Origin of the sequence: Rhodopirellula maiorica SM1 (assembly GCF_000346295.1) — a bacterium.
Taxonomy (GTDB): Bacteria; Planctomycetota; Planctomycetia; order Pirellulales; family Pirellulaceae; genus Novipirellula; species Novipirellula maiorica.
In genome coordinates this window covers 1-20,373 of sequence record NZ_ANOG01000496.1, presented here as the reverse complement: position 1 = coordinate 20,373, position 20,373 = coordinate 1, and the positions used below count along the sequence as shown (strand labels likewise).

The 20,373-nt window shown below is 54.1% G+C and carries 16 protein-coding genes and 1 pseudogene; 11 read left to right on the top strand and 6 right to left on the bottom strand.

The features are described from left to right. From RMSM_RS40980 to RMSM_RS15785, 10 genes are all read left to right on the top strand, one after another. Positions 1-502: sulfatase/phosphatase domain-containing protein (locus RMSM_RS40980; RefSeq protein ID WP_040767273.1), on the top strand; the 502-nt coding region annotated here is incomplete at its 5' end. Between the two features lie 81 nt (positions 503-583). Further along, positions 584-1,987: a sulfatase-like hydrolase/transferase gene (locus RMSM_RS15825; protein WP_144057683.1), complete on the top strand. Its 1,404-nt coding sequence runs from the start codon at positions 584-586 to the stop codon at positions 1,985-1,987. Continuing rightward, a complete protein-coding gene (locus tag RMSM_RS15820) occupies positions 1,984-4,170 on the top strand; it encodes a right-handed parallel beta-helix repeat-containing protein (protein WP_008698061.1) in 2,187 nt (728 codons plus the stop codon). The genes RMSM_RS15825 and RMSM_RS15820 overlap by 4 nt, the downstream gene beginning before the upstream one ends. A 334-nt stretch (positions 4,171-4,504) precedes the next feature. After that, positions 4,505-5,446 carry a family 43 glycosylhydrolase gene (locus RMSM_RS15815; RefSeq protein WP_390173059.1) on the top strand — a complete coding sequence of 314 codons (942 nt, stop codon included), beginning with the start codon at positions 4,505-4,507 and terminating at the stop codon, positions 5,444-5,446. A gap of 25 nt (positions 5,447-5,471) precedes the next feature. Continuing rightward, the gene (locus RMSM_RS15810; RefSeq protein ID WP_008698054.1) at positions 5,472-7,331 is read left to right on the top strand and encodes a glycoside hydrolase family 97 protein; all 1,860 of its coding nucleotides are present in this window, start codon (positions 5,472-5,474) and stop codon (positions 7,329-7,331) included. A gap of 58 nt (positions 7,332-7,389) precedes the next feature. Further along, the gene (locus RMSM_RS15805) at positions 7,390-8,283 is read left to right on the top strand and encodes a glycosyl hydrolase (RefSeq protein WP_144057682.1); all 894 of its coding nucleotides are present in this window, start codon (positions 7,390-7,392) and stop codon (positions 8,281-8,283) included. A gap of 66 nt (positions 8,284-8,349) precedes the next feature. Beyond that, a complete protein-coding gene (locus RMSM_RS15800; protein ID WP_008698051.1) occupies positions 8,350-9,591 on the top strand; it encodes an RNA polymerase sigma factor in 1,242 nt (413 codons plus the stop codon). Positions 9,592-9,744: 153 nt separating this feature from the next. Beyond that, the gene (locus RMSM_RS15795; protein ID WP_236622160.1) at positions 9,745-10,593 is read left to right on the top strand and encodes a YciI family protein; all 849 of its coding nucleotides are present in this window, start codon (positions 9,745-9,747) and stop codon (positions 10,591-10,593) included. A gap of 414 nt (positions 10,594-11,007) precedes the next feature. Further along, positions 11,008-11,361 (top strand): YciI family protein, encoded by a 354-nt coding sequence (locus RMSM_RS15790; RefSeq protein ID WP_008698049.1) that lies wholly within the window; start codon positions 11,008-11,010, stop codon positions 11,359-11,361. 56 nt (positions 11,362-11,417) lie between these two features. Next, on the top strand, positions 11,418-12,959 hold the full coding sequence (locus tag RMSM_RS15785) for a sulfatase (RefSeq protein ID WP_201767039.1): 1,542 nt from the start codon (positions 11,418-11,420) through the stop codon (positions 12,957-12,959). Between the two features lie 41 nt (positions 12,960-13,000). Here RMSM_RS15785 and RMSM_RS15780 read toward each other — a convergent pair whose 3' ends face one another. The 6 genes and pseudogenes from RMSM_RS15780 to RMSM_RS15760 form a co-directional block, all read right to left on the bottom strand. Then, complete coding sequence (locus RMSM_RS15780; RefSeq protein ID WP_008698043.1) at positions 13,001-13,453, bottom strand: arsenate reductase ArsC; 453 nt, start codon at positions 13,451-13,453, stop codon at positions 13,001-13,003. A 51-nt stretch (positions 13,454-13,504) separates the two neighbouring features. Beyond that, positions 13,505-13,807, bottom strand: coding sequence for a type 2 periplasmic-binding domain-containing protein (locus tag RMSM_RS42650; RefSeq protein ID WP_008698041.1), 303 nt, complete (start codon positions 13,805-13,807; stop codon positions 13,505-13,507). After that, positions 13,804-14,631 (bottom strand): phosphate ABC transporter substrate-binding protein PstS, encoded by an 828-nt coding sequence (gene pstS, locus RMSM_RS15775; RefSeq protein ID WP_008698040.1) that lies wholly within the window; start codon positions 14,629-14,631, stop codon positions 13,804-13,806. Before pstS ends, RMSM_RS42650 begins: the two co-directional genes overlap by 4 nt. 33 nt (positions 14,632-14,664) lie before the next feature. Beyond that, on the bottom strand, positions 14,665-15,912 hold the full coding sequence (gene arsJ, locus RMSM_RS15770) for an organoarsenical effux MFS transporter ArsJ (RefSeq protein ID WP_040767272.1): 1,248 nt from the start codon (positions 15,910-15,912) through the stop codon (positions 14,665-14,667). Between the two features lie 15 nt (positions 15,913-15,927). After that, positions 15,928-16,916: pseudogene (locus RMSM_RS15765) on the bottom strand (ArsJ-associated glyceraldehyde-3-phosphate dehydrogenase). 32 nt (positions 16,917-16,948) lie between these two features. Next, positions 16,949-17,323, bottom strand: a complete 375-nt coding sequence (locus tag RMSM_RS15760; protein ID WP_008698037.1) for an ArsR/SmtB family transcription factor — start codon at positions 17,321-17,323, stop codon at positions 16,949-16,951. Positions 17,324-17,655: 332 nt separating this feature from the next. Between RMSM_RS15760 and RMSM_RS15755 the strand changes: the two genes are divergently transcribed. Continuing rightward, entirely contained in the window at positions 17,656-20,061 is a 2,406-nt protein-coding gene (locus RMSM_RS15755) for a glycoside hydrolase family 95 protein (protein WP_236622159.1), read from the top strand. Positions 20,062-20,373 lie beyond the last annotated feature (312 nt).

Sequence of the window (20,373 nt, the reverse complement as noted above, 5' to 3'; positions counted from 1 at the left end):
GACCGCTCATCTCGATATTTTCCCCACGTTTGCAGAGTTGGCCGGTGCGAAATTGCCTGAAAAGATGCAGCCGCTTGAAGGGCGATCGTTACTGCCGCTTCTGAAAGATCCGAACGCGGACTGGCCGAATCGCGAATTGTTTGTGCATTGCGGGCGATGGGATGACGGAGACCGCGAGCAGGAAAAATACAACAAGTGTGCTGTCCGCACAGAGCGTTGGCGGCTGGTCAATCACGCCGAACTGTTTGATATCTCGGTCGATCCCGGAGAGACCACCAACGTTGCTGCGGCGAACCCAGAAGTCGTCTCCCAATTGCAAAAAGCTTATGACCAGTGGTGGGATTCCGCCGTGCCGTTGATGGTCAACGAGGGTTTGCCAAAGGTAAAGCCAGACGAGCAGCCATTGGTAAAACGTTACGAACAACAACGCAATGAGCAAGGGATTCCCGCGTGGGAACCCGCCGAACGATTTGTCGTCGAAGACGAAACGCTCACCCGATGAGATAAGTTTTGCGATGAATCTTGGCGAATTTTACGACCTCGCCGAAATGGACCTTATGAAAACCCCGCATTGGCAATGGCCATGAACAGACCCAATTCCTTCAAGCTGTTTTTGCTGTCGCTCACGATGGTAATCCATGCGTGTCATGCCAGCGTCGTCGGTGCTACCGAGAAGCCCAATATCATTTTCATCTTTGCGGATGATTGGGGATATGGAGATTTGAGCCGTCACGGTAGCTCGTTTTGCGAAACCCCGCATTTGGACCGAATGGCCGCCGAGGGAATTGACTTTGCAAACTTTACCGTGAATAGTCCAGTCTGTTCGCCCAGTCGGGTCGCCGTGATGACGGGCCAGTTTCCCGCTCGGCACTGTGTGCATCAGCATTTCCAAAGCATCAAAGCTCATATCAAACGGGGAATGCCCGATTGGCTCGACCCGCAAGCTCCGATGCTTCCCCGAATGCTACAGCAAGCCGGATACAAGACAGGACATTTTGGAAAGTGGCACCTCGGCAGCGTGGCAGACTCACCGACCGAAGACGCGTATGGCTATGATCGTTTTGCAACGTTCAATGGATCAGGAAAAAAGGAAATCAAAAAGGAGGGGCTGGAGTCCGTCGATCATGCAATCGAGTTCATCAAGCAGTCCCAGGACGAAACGTTCTTTGTCAATTTGTGGCTGCACGAAGCGCATCTGGCACACTTCCCACAGCAGAAATACCTTCAAAAGTTTAAGGAACTCGGTCCGCAGCAGAGGGTTTATGCGTCCGTGATTGCGGAAGCGGATGAAGGCGTCGGGCGGATCCTATCGCTCTTGCAAGAACTGGGTATCGACGACAACACACTGGTCGTGTTTTCCAGCGACAACGGTCCTGAACGTACTAGAGACGAATCACACAAATACCATGGCAACGACGAATCGAGTGGTCTGGGTGGCTACTATTCTGTCGGCGAGACAGGCGGATTGAAAGGAAGGAAACGCTCGCTTTTTGCCGGAGGGATCCGCGTACCTTTGATCGTCCGTTGGCCCGGTGTGGTACCCGCTGGCAAAAAGGATACGACCTCGGTCCTGACCGCGGTGGATCTGCTACCGACTTTTTTGGAGATTGCTGGTGCACCGTTGTCGGACGGATACGAGCCGGATGGTCAAAGCGTCCTTTCCGCGTTGAAGGGTGAACCACTGAAGCGAACCAAACCTATTTTTTGGGAATGGAGGGGACGTAAGTCGCAGGACTCTACGTGGCCGTCGCTCGGCGTGCGTGACGGCAAGTGGAAACTGCTGGTCAACCGCGCGCGGAACAAGATGGAACTTTACGATTTAGAAAACGACTGGGCCGAGAAACACGATTTGGCTGCCGACTATCCCGAAGTCGCACAGCGGTTATCCGAAAAAATAGACGCCTGGAAAGCTTTGTTGCCGAGTGCACCAAGCGAAAACTGTTTGTCCAAGTCCCGAACCAAGTTCACCAGGAGAAACGCACGATGAAGTTCCATGTGTTGATGCTTTTTAGCTTCATGTTGGCAGGCGGTGTGTGCGGTGCCGCCGAGCCGACGGCGAATTTTTTTGTGGCGACCGATGGACGCGACGAATGGTCGGGAACCTTAACCACAGCCAATCCACAACGCGCCGATGGCCCGTTCGCGACGTTGGAGCGGGCACGTGATGCGGTGCGAGATACAAAGAACGACAAACCGACCGACATCGTGGTGCTCGTTCGCGGCGGACGTTATCAGTTGAACAACACTATCGTCTTCGGTCTCGAAGATTCGGCTGTGGGCGACGCAACGATCACCTATGCCGCCTACCCCGGTGAAACGCCCGTGTTTAGTTCGGGACGAGAAATCAAAAACTGGAAAAAGGTAACCGAAGACCTTCCCGGATTACCGACGGCGGCACATGGCAACGTTTTGATGGCGGACGTATCGGATCGCTTCTTTACCCTCTATGACGACGAAGGGTTGTTACCGCGGGCTCGGTCAGCGGGGTTCATTCCGCTCAAGGGTGGCAGTCGCAATCGGTTGCACTTTCCGGCGGGCAAGTTGAAGGATTGGTCAAACATCCACGACGTGGAAATTGTCGTTCGTCCCCATCACGCTTGGATCGTCAATATTTTGCCGTTGGAATCCGTCGACGAGTCGAAGCAGATCGCATCCACATCGATTGACGCCACCTATGCGATGAACTCGCTTCATTTTCTGAAAACCACGGACTCTTGCTGGGTCGAGAATGTGTTGGATGAACTTGATCAGCCGGGCGAGTGGGTCCTCAATACACAGGAAGATAAACTGTATCTCTGGCCGCGGAACAACTCGCCCGTGTTGGCTGCTGGGCTGACAGAGCTGATCCGCATCGAAGGCGAAATCGATAAGCCGGGTCCACAGGACACGCCGGTTCGGAACTTGTGCTTTCGCGGGCTGACGTTTTTGCATGGTGAACGCTACAGCATCGCCAGCGACGATGCGGGGCTGCAACACGACTGGGAAATGTATGACAAAGCGAGTGCGATGGTCCGTCTGCGTGGAACAGAGAACTGCCGGATCGAGCAGTGTCGGTTCGCTCATAGTGGCAGCGGTGCGATCCGCATCGATTTACATGGCCAGCAAAACACTCTGTCCAGCAATGTGATCGAGCACATTGGAGGTACGGGTATTCTGTTGTGCGGATATGGTCCGGGCACCAAGGACGTGAATCGAAAGAACCTTGTCTACAACAACCACATTCACCATACCGGACAAATCTATTCGCACTCGCCCGGCATCATGGTTTGGCAAAGTGGCGAAAATCGCGTCGCAAACAATCTGGTGCATCACACGCCCTACACCGGAATCATACTTTCCGGCTGCATGACCGATTTTTTCACACGACAAGGCAGGGAACTCGGCCGAACGATTCGCCGACACGAGATCGCTCGTTTGCCAAGGAATCCACAACTGGACGATGTTCGCTCGTATTTACACACACGCGACAACGTCATCGAGTACAACGAAATCCACCACGCGATGGAATCGCTGGGCGACGGCAACGCGATCTATATTCGTGGTGCAGGAGCGGGGAATCAGATTCGTCACAACTACATCCATCATTTGGTGACGCCGATGATCATGCAAGCCGCGATCCGTACCGATGGCGGACAGATGGATACGACCATCGCTGGAAACCTGATTTACAAATGCATGTCGCAAGGAATTATTCTGAAACTCAACAATCGCTGCGAAAACAATATAGTTGCCGAAGTACTGGCGCCGCCGCGCGGCTACTACCTGTCGCTACGCGAAGGCCCATTGACGGGAGCGGTGATCCAGCGAAACATCTTTTATTCCACCGACAAAGATGCCGTCTTCATCGACGAATTATCGCCCGGAAAAGGCAGAAAGACCGAAGATAGTCGGGGGCGTGCGTTAGCGCGAGCCAGCGATGCCGATACGGATTACAATATCTACTACTGCGCCGTAGACCCCGCATTGGGCAAACAGATGTTGGCGAAACAACAACAAGACGGAGTTGATGCTCACAGTCGGGCGGTCGATCCGCTGTTCGTTGACCCCGCCAATGGCGATTTTCGGCTTCGCCCGGATTCGCCAGCACTTGAGCTGGGCTTTGTGCAATTCGACAAGTCCAAGGTCGGTCTGGTCGAAAACTTGTCCACCGATGATTCACCGATCCAGTGAAAACACGGTCTTCAGAACGCCGTGGGCTGTGATCGAAACGCGGCGTCACGATCGCCGCTTGTCGCAAATCCACACGGCCACGTCGCAAATCATTAACAACCACCGGCTCTCAAGCTGGGATAATCATTTCCATTCACACGCACACGCCCGATTCACACCGCAGGTCAACAATTTTGGTGGTCGAGTTTGATCCGATGGGTCAACGCTTGCTGGGCGTTTTTCAAGAAACAACAATCGGAGACGAGCATTGATCAGACTATTTTCTAGCCAGGGCGACCACGGAAATCGAAAATCCTCTGGGGCGATTCACAACAAAGCTCGAGTCACGCTCGGGTTGCTGATCGCGTTGGTCATCGCCCCTTCGTGGGTCGATGCACAGGAATTAAAAACGGTCGAAGTCGTCCATTCGCCCTTGCAGGGAATTGGTGCCGAACCGGGTGTGATGCGTCGGGACCCGAGTGACATTATCAAAGTCGACGACCTGTACTATGTCTGGTATTCCAAAGGAAAGATCTCACCGGGCTACGACGCGACGGTTTGGTATGCGACATCGCCGGATGGTCACAATTGGACCGAACAAGGCATGTCGCTGGACAAAGGCAAATCGGGCACGTGGGAAGCCGGCAGCGTGTTTACGCCAAACATCCTGGTCGCCGAAGGACGCTACTGGCTGTTCTATACAGGCACCTCAAAAGAGTACCGAAAAGGTTTCAATCCAGATTCCAAAATTGGGATCGCCGTTTCAGATTCACCCAACGGCCCCTGGCAGCGCCTTGATTCCAACCCCGCACTGAAGAACAGCGACAATCCCGACGACTTTGACAGTCACTTGGTCGACGATGCCTGTTTGCTTGTCCGTGAGGGTAAGTATTGGTTTTATTACAAGGGACGTCAGCTGGGAAAGAGCCCAGCGCAAACCCAGATGGGGTTGGCGATCGCGGATCATCCGCAAGGTCCATACGTGAGGCATGAAGCAAACCCGGTGATCCCGGGCAACCACGAAGTATTGGTCTGGCCGCAGGGCGATGGCGTAGCAGCAATGATTGGCACCACCGGACCAAAAGAGATCACCAACTCGATCATGTATGCGGACGACGGAATCCATTTTTCCAAAACGCACCGTGTGAAAAATGGCCCATGGGCAGGCGGTGCCTATCGTCCCGAAGCGTTTACGCAGAGCGGCAAGGGTGACATTCCCGAATGGGGTGTTGAAATCGGCAGAGCAAAGAAACAGCTGCCATTCATTCATCGGTTTGATGTAAAAGAAGGGAACTAAGATGGCGAGATATTTGATATCTCTAATGGCGACTGCGTTGGCGGTGTCCGAGCTTTTCGTTGCGACGAATCTGTTTGCGGATTCCGTAACCGTTCAATCTCCCGATGGCAAGATTGCGGTTGCATTGGATGTAAATGATGGCTCGCTGTTCTATTCGATTTCGAAGCAAGACGAAGCGATTGTTGCCCCCTCGAAGGTCGAGATTTTCGCTGGCGCGACGATGGCGATGGTCGACCAGTCCATTCGCCAAAACGATTCCGTTTGGCAACCGACATGGGGTCAATTCAGCAGCATCCGCGACCATCACCGCGAGCTGACGCTTTCGCTGACGGCGGACAACATCCCAGTGCAACTGGTTTGCCGCGTGTTCGATACAGGAGTTGGTTTCCGCTTTGTGCTGTCGGAAAAATCCGCTGGCAAACGAATGACCTTTTCGACCCAGTACAAGGTGCTCGGCGGTGCGGCGTATTACTCGGGCCAGCGTGGTGCGAGTTTCACGAGTCCGTCGAAAACAAAGAAAATCTCGGTTCCGCTGGTAACCGAACGCAGCGACGGAACGCATGTTGCGCTGTTGGAATCGGATCTCTATTCTGCGGCTGGATTGGAGAGCATGCGGATTCGCTTTGCCAAGAACGAGAAAGCGATTGTGGCCACGAGTTCTGCGGTGTCCAGTGGCGGAGGCCAGCTTACGCCTTGGCGTGTCATTCTGATCGGCGAGACCGCTGGCGATTTGACCGTCAATACCGTGGCATTGAATCTAGCGGCTCCCTGTAAATTGGCGGATCCCCAATGGATCCAACCCGGCAAAGGACTCTGGGACTGGCGGATTCATGGCTATAACAACGGCGATTTCGTTTACGGCATCAATACCCGTAGCTACTTGCACCTGATCGACTTTTGTGCCGAACAGGGGCTTGAGTATTTGACGGTCGACGACCATTGGTTTAAATCCGCTGACGACGGAAAGATGGTGGTCTCGCCGGAGGTCGACATCGAAAAAGTGATGAGCTACGCCAAAGAGAAGGGCGTCATGATCATGCTCTACTACGACCGCAAAAAGGGCAACTTTGGCGACGAGACATTGTTCCATCACTATGCGCAGCTCGATGCCGCGGGCATGAAATATGGTTTCATGGGCAACAAAGCTGGTTTTACTCGAAACGCCATCGATGAAGCCGCGGCAAACAAACTGCTAATCAATTTCCATGACGGCCCCGTACCGATGTCGGGTGTGGAACGGACGATGCCCAACATGATCACTCGCGAATACTGCCATGGCCAGCAGGATTCCCGTAGCGCCTTTACGCCCGAAACGTTTCTAAAGATGGCAATGGTCAGCGCGTTGACTGGACCGCTGGATATGTCCAATGGAAATTTTGGGATCAATAGCATCAACGCGGGCGAGCGTGAGAAAGGACCGAAGAAAAAGAACAGCTATATCTCGACGGTGGTCAGTGAAGTGGCTCGGAATCTGGTGATCTACACGGGACTTGTTACGCTTCCCGATGCACCCGAGGAATATCTAAAGAAGGCGGATCTGTTCGAGTTCCTCAAGGCCATGCCGGCAACTTGGGACGATTCTCGCGTCTTGAATTCGAAGATCGGAAACTACATTACCGTCGCCCGCCGTAGCGGCGACGTCTGGTATGTTGCCTCGGTCAACGACCAGTCAGACCGGACACTAGATGTACCACTCGATTTTCTTGACTCGGGTAAAAGCTACGAGGCGACCCTGTACCTGGATGCAGCGGATTCGCACGGCGTGAAGAATCCGGAAGCCTATGAAATAAAAACTGCCACCGTGAAGCATGACGATGTGATTTCGGCCACCATGGCCGTCGGCGGTGGCCACGCCATGATTTTGCGACCGACAGAGACAAAGTGAAATCAAGAGCCTAAAAAGGCCGACGGTCGGGACACACGAAATGATTGAGAATTTGTCCATGAAACCTTTTCTAGCTCCCGATGATGTGACGACCGAGACTCTGTCGCGAACCGGTGCACCTGTTTCACGTCGGCAGGCATGCCAATGCATTTCGCTGTCGTGTGCCTCGGTTCTGGTCAGTCAACCGACAGGACGCGGCGACGATTCGCTCGCGAGGTCAGAATCGACCGCGGCGAAACCCACTCGCACAAAGAAAGGGATCTGCGGCAAGGGGACGAAGTGCGATCTAGTCAATGCAGGTTGGTATTACAATTGGAATTGGGCGCCTACGCCTGGCAAGATCGATGCCGAATTTGTGCCGATGATCAAAGGAAAGTTCAATGCAGTTGACAAAGCCTTTGCCAAAATTGAAAAGCTAAAAGAAAGCCACGGTGTCACCCATTTGCTGGGCTTCAATGAGCCCGACAGTCCGAAACAGGGCAACACGTCGGTCGAGAAAGCGGTTGCGTTGTGGCCCAAACTGATGGACACCGGACTGCGTCTTGGCAGCCCCGCGGTGACTGACAATGCACGAGGCAAGGCTTGGTTCAAGGCCTTTGCTGCGCAGGCGGCTGCAAAAAAACTACGCGTTGACTTCATCGCCGTGCATCGATATCCGAATTTGCAGAAAAAGGGAGTGGCGTTGCAGTTTTTACGCTCGCTCGAACAGCTGTACAGAGAATACCGGTTGCCGATTTGGATCACCGAATTCTCGGGTCTGAATTTCGGCAGCAAGGATCGCCACATGACGCCGGCAGACAACGTCGAATTCATGCAAAATGTGCTTCCGAAGCTCGAGCAGCTACCCTATATCGAGCGATACGCTTGGTTCTCAGGAGACATCGCGTCACTTTACGTCAAAGACAAACCGAGTGAACTTGGCTGGATCGGCAAGGTCTATCGCCAGTTTTGAGAATCAACCGGTCGTCGATGGAAAAGGGCGATCGTATTTGGCGGCGGTTTGACGTATACCGGTGGGATGAGCACTGTCCGAAATCAAGTCGAGGAAATCTACCGAATCCAGTCGCGGAAGGTCTTTGCGTCGCTGGTTCGACTATTAGGCGATTTCGATTTAGCCGAAGAAGCCATGCAGGAAGCGTTTGCGGCCGCGATCTCGCAGTGGGACGCCGAAGATATTCCGGCGAATTCATCCGCGTGGCTGATTTCAGCGGGGCGATTCAAAGCAATCGACATCATTCGTCGCCGCGAAAAAGCGCGTGCGATTGCACCCGAAGTCAGCAGACGCATTCAGGAGACCTGCGAGGCTAACGCGGAACGGGCGGTTGCCGAAATCGAAGATGACCAATTGCGGCTGATCTTCACCTGCTGCCATCCGGCGATCGACCCAAAGGTTCAGGTTCCCCTGACACTGCGTGAAGTGTGTGGGTTGACCACCGAGGAAATCGCAAAGGCATTTCTCACTTCGCCGACGACGATGGCGCAGCGGATCGTACGCGGCAAAGCGAAAATTCGCGACGCGAGAATTCCGTTCGTCGTTCCCCGTTTGAGCGATTTGCCAACACGACTCGACGGCGTGCTTTCGGTGATTTACCTGATCTTCAATGAAGGGTATTCAGCGTCTCGTGGAGACTCATTGATTCGCAGCGACCTGTCGGATGAAGCCATTCGATTGTGTCGACTGCTGCTGCGGTTGCATAGCGATGCCGAAGGGATGGGGCTGCTAGCGTTGATGCTGCTGCATGAATCGCGGCGATCGGCACGCACATCGGGCGATGGCGAAATTGTGCTGCTAGAGGATCAAGACCGCAGTCTGTGGGATCAGCAACTCATTTCCGAAGGCAAAAAACTGGTCGAGCAATCGTTGGGATCGCGGCGTTTCGGATTCTACACACTGCAGGCAGCGATCTCAGCCGTTCACGCCGATGCACCGACAGCGGCCCAAACCGATTGGAATCAGATCGTCGCCCTCTATTCGGTATTGCTTCAGGTCGATCCGTCGCCCGTCGTCGAACTGAACCGAGCCGTCGCGGTAGCCATGCGTGACGGTCCCGAGGCTGGCATCGCGATCATCGATGAGGTCCTCGGCCGAGGCGAACTGCGGAACTACCATCTCGCCCACTCGGCACGAGGCGAGCTTTTGCGCCGAGCGGGTCGAAACGTTGACGCGATTGCGGCGTTCCAGCAGGCATTGGAGCTGTGCCAGCAACAGCCGGAGCGACGATTCCTGATCGACCGACTACGGAGTTTGCGAGAAACCTGAGCCGGACAGGCTCTCTCGACCGCCGCCGATCCATCCATCGGATCTTTTTCAGAAAAAATTGGATGCAATGTCGATTCGTCCATGCCCCGTGCGACTACTGGTTAGAACAACATCGAGATCAATCTCGCAAACATCAAATCAATCATGGAGAAAATGATGAAAGTAGCCGTCTTTGTCAAAGCAACGAAGAGTTCCGAAGCGGGGCAAATGCCCGACGAGAAATTGATGGCCGATATGGGCAAGTTCAACGAGGAACTAGTGCAAGCCGGAATCATGAAGGCAGGCGAGGGGCTGAAGCCAAGTTCGCAAGGCGTTCGAGTCCGCTTTCGTGGAACCGACCGAACCGTGACAGATGGGCCGTTCGCGGAAACCAAAGAGCTGGTCGCTGGGTTCTGGCTTTGGGAAGTGCAATCGATGCAGGAAGCGATCGACTGGGTCAAACGATGTCCCAATCCGATGATCGAAGACTCGGACATCGAAATTCGTCCGTTGTACGAAATGGAAGATTTTTCAGAATCGGATCCGACGGGCCAGGTTGGCGACCAAGAAGCAGGCCTTCGTGAGCAGATTACGATGCAGCAAAGTGAAGTTCAGCCCTACCTTTTCTTTGGCGGTCGCTGTGATGAGGCACTGGCGTTCTACGAGCAAGCGATCGGAGCCACCGTTCTGATGAAGATGCGGTTCAGCGAGAGCCCCGATCCGCTGCCCGAGGGCATGCTCGAACCGGGCCTTGAGGAAAAGGTGATGCATGCCTCCTTCCAAGTCGGCAAGATGACATTGATGGCATCCGATGGCTGCGGAGAAGCAACCGCTCATCAGGGATTTCGGCTCGCGTTGTCGGTCGAGAACCAGTCCGTTTGCGATCGCGTTTTCGCAGCACTCGCCGACGGCGGCAATGTCGATATGCCACTGGATAAAACGTTTTGGTCACCCCGATTTGGCATGCTGACCGACAAGTTTGGTATTGGTTGGATGGTGATGGTACCAGGGGCAGAGTCTTAATTCCGACCTCCTAATCCGTCGGGTCAATCAAGGCGAACTCGGCTGATCGCCTGCACTCGTAGCTCGTGAACGGACGAGGGAAGAGGGAGAATCAGATTGAGAGTAATAAGCAGGTAGGAAGGAATCATCGGGTGAAATCCCGTTAGCCGTTTGGGCCAACGCAGTGAAGCATTTTTTCGTAGCGAAACTCGCAGAGAGTTTCGATTTTACTCGCCTGGCCGAAAGTCTCTGCGACTTTCGCTACAGTGAATTCGCTTTTTCCTATAGGGATAAATGCTTCACAACGTTGTGTATGGGCGCTAGCCACGGTTGAATGTCGGAACCGTGGCTAGCGCCAAAGCGGCTAATATACGGAAAGACTCCCGTCTAGCTGCTAACTATGATTATGAATAAGAATACAAATAGGCGCAAATTATGAAATACATGCTACTGATTTACAGTTCCGAAGACTGCTGGACCGAAGACGAACGCAAAAAATGTATGCTCGAATCAATGGGCATCGCTAGCGAGCTTGAAAAGCAAGGAAAGTGGATCGCGTCGTCTCCGCTTCATTCGGTGACAACGGCAACCAGTGTCCGCGTTCGTGATGCAAAACGTCAAATCACTGACGGTCCGTTTGCCGAAACGACCGAACAACTCGGCGGATACTACATCATCGACGTCGACAATTTGGACGAAGCGATCGCCATTGCCGAACGACTTCCCCCGGCAAAAAAAGGTACGGTCGAGATTCGTCCGATCGAGGCTCTGCCTGAGGTTCCCTCGTGATCCTAAGCGGGTAGCCTAGCTGCTTAACAGCCCCCAAAAACCAGGTAACAGAAGCAATGACGACAAAACACTTGATAATTACGTTTTCGCTGACTTGGTGCGTCAGCATCCTGTGCTTACCGCTGGTAATGGCTGACACCGCCACCGCGACGAACTCAGAGCAAGCAAAACCAAACATCGTGTTTATCCTTGCCGACGATCTGGGTTGGCAAGACGTCGGGTTTATGGGCAGTCGCTATTTCGAGACGCCCCACCTGGATGCGCTGGCCGAACAAAGCGTGGTGTTTGACCAGGCCTACATGTATCCAACGTGTTCACCGTCGCGAGCGGCGATTCTGACCGGAAAACAGTCGTTCCGTACCGGTTGTTACACCGTGCCAGTGCTGGAGAAAGGAAACAGCAATGACAATATTTTTTCGAGGTGGACAGTCGAAAAAGAGCATCCGGTTTACGCAAAATTACTTGCGGACGCAGGCTACAAATTGATCCACCTTGGAAAATGGCACATTGTCGGTCCGTATCCCCAAACCGAAGGATCGCTTCCGTTTGAGAAGAAGCTAGGCCAGCCGAAAAATGGCGACTTTAGCTGGCTCGCCGCGCACCGCACTGCAGAGATCCAGCAGTACTATCCAACCGGTCGCGGGTTTCATGAAAACGTCGGCGGTACGTGGTGGGGCGATCCAGCTCGCGGCCATGACAAAGGCTACAACGCAGTTGGCGGCGGCTATGTGTTTCCCTTCAACAATCCTTTCATTGCTGAACAGGATGACGATCAATGGCTCACCGATCGGCTCACCTCTGATGCGATCGATTTCATGCAGCGTCACAAGGACGGGCCGTTTTTTGTAAATCTGCATTTCTATGCGCCGCATCGACCTTCTGTCGCGCGGAAGCAAGCATGGCTAGACCATTTCATGAACAAGCCCGGTGATCCATCGACCGGGCAGGGGACGGGACCGCTGAAGAAGAAAAATGAAATTGCCGCCTACGCCACAATGGTCAAATCGCTCGACGAGAATGTGGGGCGGATCACCAACTATCTCGATCAAGCTGGACTTCGGCAAAACACCGTGATTGTGTTTACCTCGGACAACGGACACAACGGGTTGCAAAGTCGTAATGACAACCTACGCGGAGCCAAAGGAACTCTCTACGAAGGCGGTTTGCGTGTGCCGACGCTGATCCATTGGCCGAAAACCATCACACCAACTCGATGCGATGTACCCATCCACGGGCTCGACCTCTTTCCCACGTTCTTGGAATTGGCGGGAGTAGCCGATTACCAAGAAACGCTCGATGGCGACAGCCTCGTAACGCTGATGCACGGCAAACCGCTGCGAGAACGCAGCTTGTTTTGGCATATCGCCAGCACCTACAAGAATCCTCCCGCTTCGATTATCCGCATGGGAGACTGGAAGCTAATCCAGTATCTAAAAGATGGAAATATCGAACTCTACAATCTGCGGCAGGATCTAAAGGAAAGCCATGATGTTGCCGCGGAAAATCCCGAGGTCGCTGAAACACTGATCAACCAATTGGTCGCATGGCGCAAAGCGAACAACGTGCCGCTGCCGCCGAGTTCATCGCTAGAGTTCTAAAAGCTCGGCGACAAAAAAAATAGCTAGCCGCCTCTCTGCCACTACGGCAACCTCGGTTCTTCCGATTCCATGTCGCCACGATGAACCCACTGAATGATGTGTTCTTCGATTGCATTGCGAACGGTTCGAAATTGTTCCAGCTTTTCATGCTCGGTCCCCTCGGCGGCTGCGGGGTCGTCAAACGGCCAGCGTATCGTCTGGCGTGTGAACGGCCACACATGAGGGCACGCGCTCTCGTCGAACTCACAAACGATGATGACATACCTGACTGCGATTTTGCCGAGATACTCCGTCAACGGTTTTGAACGGTGTCCCTCGATGCTGATCCCAACTTCGTCCATGACGCGTACGGTGAAGGGATGAATGTCGCGTGGATTCAGTCCTGCACTGTGAACTTCGAAACGGTTCCCCGCATGTTTGCGAAGAAACGCCTCAGCCATCTGGCTTCGCGCCGAATTCCCTTCACAAAGGAACAATACGACGGGTTTGGTCATGACAGCCTCGGGGTTCAACAGTGCGAGTATCCGACTATATCAGCGGGTAATTCAATCCTGTGCAACCGAAGCTGCTTGCACGAGCGATTTCTTCGAAACGACTTTCATCGCTTCCAACTTTGACTCGGATGCCCGAATCACGTGTGGTGCCAAACGCACGTTACCAGCCGCTTCGGCGTAATCTTGACCACTGGTCAGACACCACTGAATAAATGATTTCACTTGCTCGGTCTTCGCGTCATCGGCGTACTGTTTGCGAACAAGAACCCAAGTGAACGTGACAATGGGATACGAGTATTCGCCACCAGGATCGGGGACGTAGGCGAGCAGGTTGTCGGGCAGTTCGGCATTCAACAGGGTTTCCAGCCCCGACGTTCCGGATGGGGCCACGTAGTTTCCAGCTTGTTTTCCAGGGCAGCCATGCCAAGCCCTACTTCACGGGCCGCACCGTATTGCACATAGCCGATGGAATAAGTCGTTTGCTTGATTCTTCCTGCAACCCCCGAGTTTCCTGATGCATTCATCGCGGCTCCAGGCCAATCGAGCACCTTGACTCCACGCCCCATCGAAGCGTCCGCTGAACTGCGACCAAACCGGTCGGCCCACTCGTCGTTGATCGCGGACAAGTGATTGGTAAAGGCAAAAGTCGTACCGCTGCTGTCTTGGCGAACGACCACATGGATCGGCTGGTCGGGAAGTTCTTTGCCTGGATTCGCTTTTTGAATCCGCGGATCATTCCATCGCGTCTCTTTCCCCAGAAAGGCGTCAACATAAACATCCCGGGGCAGGTTCAATTTTGCGGGAAGACCTTCGGGGTTGAAGGCGAGAACAATGATTCCGGCAGTGATCGGAATCTGAATCGCTCCCCCCTCAACCGAACCTAAAGCGGCTTCGGAAAGCCCCGCATCAGTCCCGCCGAAATCGATGGAACCTTCGATGAACCGCTTCTCTCCTTCACCGCTGCCGATGGATTCGTACTTGATGTCAACATCGGCGTGTCGCTTGTGGTACTGCTCGGCCCATGTCTCGATGATCGGAGCTGCAAAGGTCGATCCGCCGCCTGTGACAGCCGCATCCGATGTTTTCGGTCTTGATCCGCCACAGCCGATTGTCATGAGTGCCATCACACACCATACCGCCGAAGCGGTGCAATATCCAAGCTTACCCAAATCGTTCATTTCTGATTCCCTTTCGGCATCGATAAAACTGTCTTAAGAAGTTTGAGGAGCCATCTCTGCGATGGCAGACTGTTTGGCCGTAGGCAGGTAGAGCGTCATTGCCGCGGCAACCAACACAAATGCACACGACGTCCATAGGCAGCCCGGCAAGCCCGCAAGCAAAAACATCGTGCCGGACAACAACGTGCCGACTAGCCGGCCGCAAGCATTCGCCATGTAGTAGAAACCGACACTCAACGTCACCTTGTCCGAGTCGGTATAAGCGAGGATCAGATAGGAATGAACCGATGAATTGACGGCAAACACAATTCCAAACAGCGTCAACCCCAGCAGAATGCTGATCTGGGGATAGAAGTCGGCTTGGATGGCAACCGCTAAAGCGAGCGAAACGAGCACCAGTGCGAATCCCCAGGTCTGTGCGGCACGTGCACCTCCGGTGATTCCGCCTGCGCGGTTTGCAAACCGGGGTGCCGACGCCTGCACGACCCCATAACCGATCACCCACGCGGCCAGAAAGCCGCCAACACCGGTAAAGCTCCAACCAAGCTGTGATGCGAGGAAGATCGGCAGACCGACCACGAACCAGACGTCCCTCGCCCCAAACAAAAAGAAGCGAGCGAACGACAGAATATTGATCTCTCGGTTTTTCGAAAAAAGTTCCTTGAACTTGACCTTCGATTTTGCCTTGCCCATGTCGGACTTTAGCAAGGTAGCCGAACACGCGAGCACCACTCCGAGCCCCGCTGCCATGGCCCACAGTGACGCTGCAAAACCGAGCCATTGCAGCAGCACACCGCCGAGAAAGAAGCCGACGCCCTTGAGCGCGTTCTTACTGCCCGTCAGTATGGCCACCCACTTGTATAGCCGCGATTGACTCTTCGCTTCGTCTTGATCATCGACCAACAACTTGACCGCACTCTTGGAACTCATCTTCGTCAAGTCTTTGGCGATGCCGGAAATCGCCTGACTGCTCATCACGTAGGCAACCGAGATCCATGCGACCCAATCGGGATGGACGAAAGACAACATCGTCAAGGCAACGATTTGTAGCGAAAGTCCAGCAAACAAGGTGATTCGAAGCCCATATCGAGCTGCGATCCAACCACCAAATAAATTGGTGATGATCCCACAGAACTCGTACAGTAAGAACAGAAACGCAAGGCTGACCGGCGAATACCCCAGGCCATGGAAATGAAGCAGCACCAACATGCGCAGGGCACCATCGGTCAGGGTGAACCCCCAATACGCCGATGTCACTAGTCCGTAGCTTTTTTTGTCCACTTGCTTCCTACTGCATTAAACGGGTGCATGACTTGGTAGGCCGATAGCAACCTTCTTCACCAAATCCATCATGCGGTTGGCGTATCCGACCTCGTTGTCGTACCAAACCAAGATCTTGACTAACGTCTCGTCGATCATCATCGTCGAAGGACCGTCAATGATTCCCGAACGGATGTCGTTGACAAAATCGGCAGACACGAGAGGCTTGGATTCGAAACCCAAGATGCCCTTCAACTCATTCTCCGACGCATCCTTCAATCGATCATTCACTTCGTCGGCGGTCGCGGGTCGCTGCAGTTCAAACACACAATCGGTTAGCGATGCATTGAGTAGCGGAACACGAACAGCCAAGCCATTCAGTTTGCCTTCGAGCTCGGGATAGATCATCGTGATCGCTTTTGCCGAACCGGTCGTTGTCGGAATCAAGGAATTCAGTGCTGAGCGTGCTCGACGCAAATCCGTATGCGGTGAATCAACGATGACCTGCGTGTTGGTAACATCGTGCAGCGTCGTGATCACCCCATGCTTGATCCCAATCTGCTCATGGACAACCTTCACCACCGGAGCAAGACAGTTGGTGGTGCACGATGCCGCTGTTAGCAGATGGTGTTCGTCCGGGTTGTAAAGATCGTCATTGCACCCCATCACGACGTTCAATGCACCTTCCTTGACGGGCGCCGCGACAACCACTTTCTTGACACCTTGTTCAAAGTAGGGGTTCAGCAATTCCGGTGTTCGAAACTTTCCGGAACTCTCCACGACGATGTCCACACCCAAGTCTTGCCATGGAACTTCTGCAGGCGTGCTGTGGCTCGAGAAACTGACTCGTTTTCCTTCAACATGGATCGCGTCATCGCTGGCTTCGATGCCTTTTGCCACCGACCGTGAACGGTATCAAATTCAAGTAGATGAGCCGCTGCCTTCGACCCGCCCTTGACTTCATTGACATGCACAATTTCGAAATCGGACCAATCCCACGCCGCCCGAAAGCCAAGGCGACCCATTCGGCCAAATCCGTTGATCCCAATCCGGACACTCATTTCTTTGCAACCTTTCGTTGTGATTGCGGTTTCTTGGTCTGTTTCTTCTCAGGCTGATCACAGGAACCCGGCGCACAAAGCTCAGGCCTTCCTTGACAACAGTCTTCGGTCAGAAAGCCCATCAAGCAGTTAATGCCTTTGACATTGATTGCGTAAATGACCGAGCGACCCTCTTTGCGTGATTCAACAAGCCCCGCATGCGACAATTCCTTCAAATGAAACGACAACGTCGCGGGAGGAATCTTCAGCTTCTCAGCGATCTGCCCAGCCGGCAGCCCCTCCGGCCCCAGCCGAACGAGCAACCGAAATACTTCCAATCTTGATTCTTGAGCGAGCGCCGAGAGCGCAATAACAGCCTGATTTAGTTCCATAGTTCTAAAAGTATCAAATCGTTTGGTTTTGTCAATAGAGAAGTATCGCTTGGATTTTTATGAAAGAGATGGCTTCGGACACCACTTTCCCCACCCCGCTGCGAAGACTTCTGAGATAATGTGAATTGCGTCCTTTTTGGCGACGCATCGACGGCAGATTACCTTGTCACGGCCTCGCTGACGCGGTGCATTAGCGGTGGACTTGGAAGGACGCCAACGTTGAATTAAATCGACGAAACAGAAAGCGCAATTGACGATATTTGAGATTGGCGATTCAGAGCAATGGTCTCGATTGCATGGTCTCGATTGCATGGTTTCGATTGCTCTGTGAAATGATGATTATTCGTATGAAGGACGGCAAGATGTTTAGAACGCTGTTTACACTTGTGATGGTCGGTTTGATTGTCGGGCAAATGTCGTGGGCAGCACGTCATGACGTCGACGAAAGCAACAATCCGAAGGCTGACATGGCGTTTGTCGACGAGGCGTCTGCGCCAGAGGAGTCTTTGATGCTGTGGTACCGCAAACCAGCCACTCGCTGGGAAACCGAGGCGTTGCCGGTGGGAAACGGTCGGCTGGCCGCGATGGTTTTCGGCGGCGTCAATAACGAGCGGATTCAGTTCAATGAAGAAACCGTCTGGGATGGCGTGCCCACCGATTACACCAATCCAGGGGCGGCGGAGGCTTTGCCGGAAGTTCGTCGTCTGCTGTTCGAGGGCAAGAACGCCGAGGCGACCCGGTTGGCGGGAAAAAAGATGATGGGCAGCCCACACAGGGTCAAATCCTATCAAACGCTGGGCGACCTGTTCCTCGATTTCCCCGACACCGACAAGGTCGCGGGATACCGCCGCGACCTGGATCTCACCACGGCAATCAGCCGGACCCACTACAGCAGCGACGGAATTGAGTACACGCGTGAAGTCTTTGTGAGTTCGCCGGACCAAGCCATCGTGATTCACCTGACCGCAAACCAGCCAGGCAAGATTAACTTTGCAGCCCGATTTTCTCGTGACAACGCGACCAAGCAATCGGCGCCGGATAACCGTCTGATCCTGCGTGGCAAACTCGGCGTTGACTACGAAGCACAACTCCGTCCCATCGTCCGTGGCGGCAGTGTCCGTTCCGCTGACGGAGTCCTGACGGTCGCCGATGCCGACGAGGTCACGCTGCTGGTCGTGGGAGCGACCAGCTACAACAGTGCCGCGGACATCTCCGGTGATGCCACCGCACGCTGTGAGGCCTACCTGCAAGCGATCGGCGACAAGTCCTACGAACGGATGCGAGCCGCGCACGTCACCGATTACCAGAAGCTATTTAGCCGAGTGAAGCTGGACCTGGGGACCACCGAAGCGGTCAACAAACCAACCGACGAGCGGCTAAAAGCGATCAAGAAAGGGAAACAAGATCCGCAGTTCGTGGTTCTGTACTTTCAATTTGGCCGTTACCTATTGATCAGCAGTTCCCGTCCCGGTTATCTGCCGGCCAATCTTCAGGGCAAGTGGGCCCAGCAATACAACGCCGCCTGGAACAGCGATTATCACTTTAACATCAACTTCCAAATGAATTACTGGCCGGCACAGACCACCAATCTGTCTGAATGCCACCAGCCATTTTTCGACTATGTGGAAAGCCTGATTCCCTTTGGTGAAAAAACAGCCAAGGTTCACTACGGTGCCGATGGATGGACGCTTCATCACTTGTCGGACATCTTTGGGATGACCGCTCCGGCGGACGGGGTGCACGGTATCTGGCCGATGGGTGCCGCTTGGGCGAGCCGCGGACTGATGGAGCACTACCGTTTCGGCGGCGACAAAGAATTCCTGACCGAACGCGCGTATCCGATGATGAAGGGTGCCGCGGAGTTCATGCTGGACTTTCTGGTCGAAGCACCTGAAGGCACAACGGCGGCAGGTCGGCTGGTCACCAATCCATCCCACTCTCCCGAGAACACGTTCATTCGAGCGGACGGAACGGAATCGGAATTCACGTATGCGGCCACGATGGACCTGCAAATCATTCACGATTTGTTCACGGGTCTGATTGAAGCGAATCAGGCGATCGATCCGACGGGCAATTTTGACAAGGAATTCCGAGAAGAGCTGGAAGCGGCATTAGCCAAGCTGCAGCCGTTACAGATCAGCCCCGAAACAGGGCGTTTGCAAGAATGGATTGAAGACTACGACGAAAAAGATCCCCATCATCGCCACACGTCTCATCTGTTTGGACTTCATCCCGGCAAACAGATCACGAAGAACGCAACACCGGAGTTGTACGAGGCAGCCAGAAAATCATTGGAGGCCCGTGGGGACTTCGGCAAAGGATGGAGCATGGCATGGAAGGTGAACTTCTGGGCTCGTTTTCACAACGGCGATCGTGCCTACCAACTGCTCAGAAACCTGCTGAGCAAGATGACGCTGACCAATTTATTTGACACTCACCCGCCATTCCAGATTGACGGCAACTTTGGCGGCACGGCGGCGATCGCCGAGATGTTGTTGCAGAGCCACGATGGCGGAATCGATCTACTTCCCGCGTTGCCAAGCGCTTGGCCCACCGGATCGGTCGAGGGACTGCGTGCGCGTGGTGGCTTTGAAGTCGATATCGATTGGAAGGATGGAAAGCTTCTAAGTGCGGACATCACTTCGCTGCTGGGCAATCCATTGCTTGTCCGAACTCCGGACGGGAAACAGCGGAAGTACGAAACCACCGCCGCTGGCGACGTTTACACAATCGAGTGACATCCCGCACACGAGTGCACCTGAGCGTATTATTTGCTGGGCATTTCTCCCCCCGTGTTTTGCGAGGTTGTAGCGGCAGGGCGCAAGCCCAATGCCATCTACTTCGGCACTAAACGGGTGGCGTTTGTAGCGGTGCGGCGCAGGGCCCGCCCGGTCTAAACCGAACGTCTCACTCGCCTCAACCGGAGGGCTCGCGCACCGCCGCTACCAAATGCTTCACACTGTTGCCCGACAGCGGCCACTCCCAACTCCCAACTCCCAACTCCCAACTCCCAACTCCCAACTCCCAACTCCCAACTCCCAACTCCCAAC

Bases quoted from the DNA above. Each gene is read 5' to 3' on its own strand.
- pstS (WP_008698040.1), bottom strand. From the start codon at position 14,631: ATGAACGATTTGGGTAAGCTTGGATATTGCACCGCTTCGGCGGTATGG.
- RMSM_RS15790 (WP_008698049.1), top strand. From the start codon at position 11,008: ATGAAATACATGCTACTGATTTACAGTTCCGAAGACTGCTGGACCGAA.
- RMSM_RS15755 (WP_236622159.1), top strand. From the start codon at position 17,656: ATGATGATTATTCGTATGAAGGACGGCAAGATGTTTAGAACGCTGTTT.
- RMSM_RS15760 (WP_008698037.1), bottom strand. From the start codon at position 17,323: ATGGAACTAAATCAGGCTGTTATTGCGCTCTCGGCGCTCGCTCAAGAA.
- RMSM_RS15810 (WP_008698054.1), top strand. From the start codon at position 5,472: ATGGCGACTGCGTTGGCGGTGTCCGAGCTTTTCGTTGCGACGAATCTG.
- RMSM_RS15795 (WP_236622160.1), top strand. From the start codon at position 9,745: ATGATGAAAGTAGCCGTCTTTGTCAAAGCAACGAAGAGTTCCGAAGCG.
- RMSM_RS15800 (WP_008698051.1), top strand. From the start codon at position 8,350: ATGAGCACTGTCCGAAATCAAGTCGAGGAAATCTACCGAATCCAGTCG.
- RMSM_RS15820 (WP_008698061.1), top strand. From the start codon at position 1,984: ATGAAGTTCCATGTGTTGATGCTTTTTAGCTTCATGTTGGCAGGCGGT.
- RMSM_RS15785 (WP_201767039.1), top strand. From the start codon at position 11,418: ATGACGACAAAACACTTGATAATTACGTTTTCGCTGACTTGGTGCGTC.
- RMSM_RS15805 (WP_144057682.1), top strand. From the start codon at position 7,390: ATGAAACCTTTTCTAGCTCCCGATGATGTGACGACCGAGACTCTGTCG.
- RMSM_RS15825 (WP_144057683.1), top strand. From the start codon at position 584: ATGAACAGACCCAATTCCTTCAAGCTGTTTTTGCTGTCGCTCACGATG.
- RMSM_RS15780 (WP_008698043.1), bottom strand. From the start codon at position 13,453: ATGACCAAACCCGTCGTATTGTTCCTTTGTGAAGGGAATTCGGCGCGA.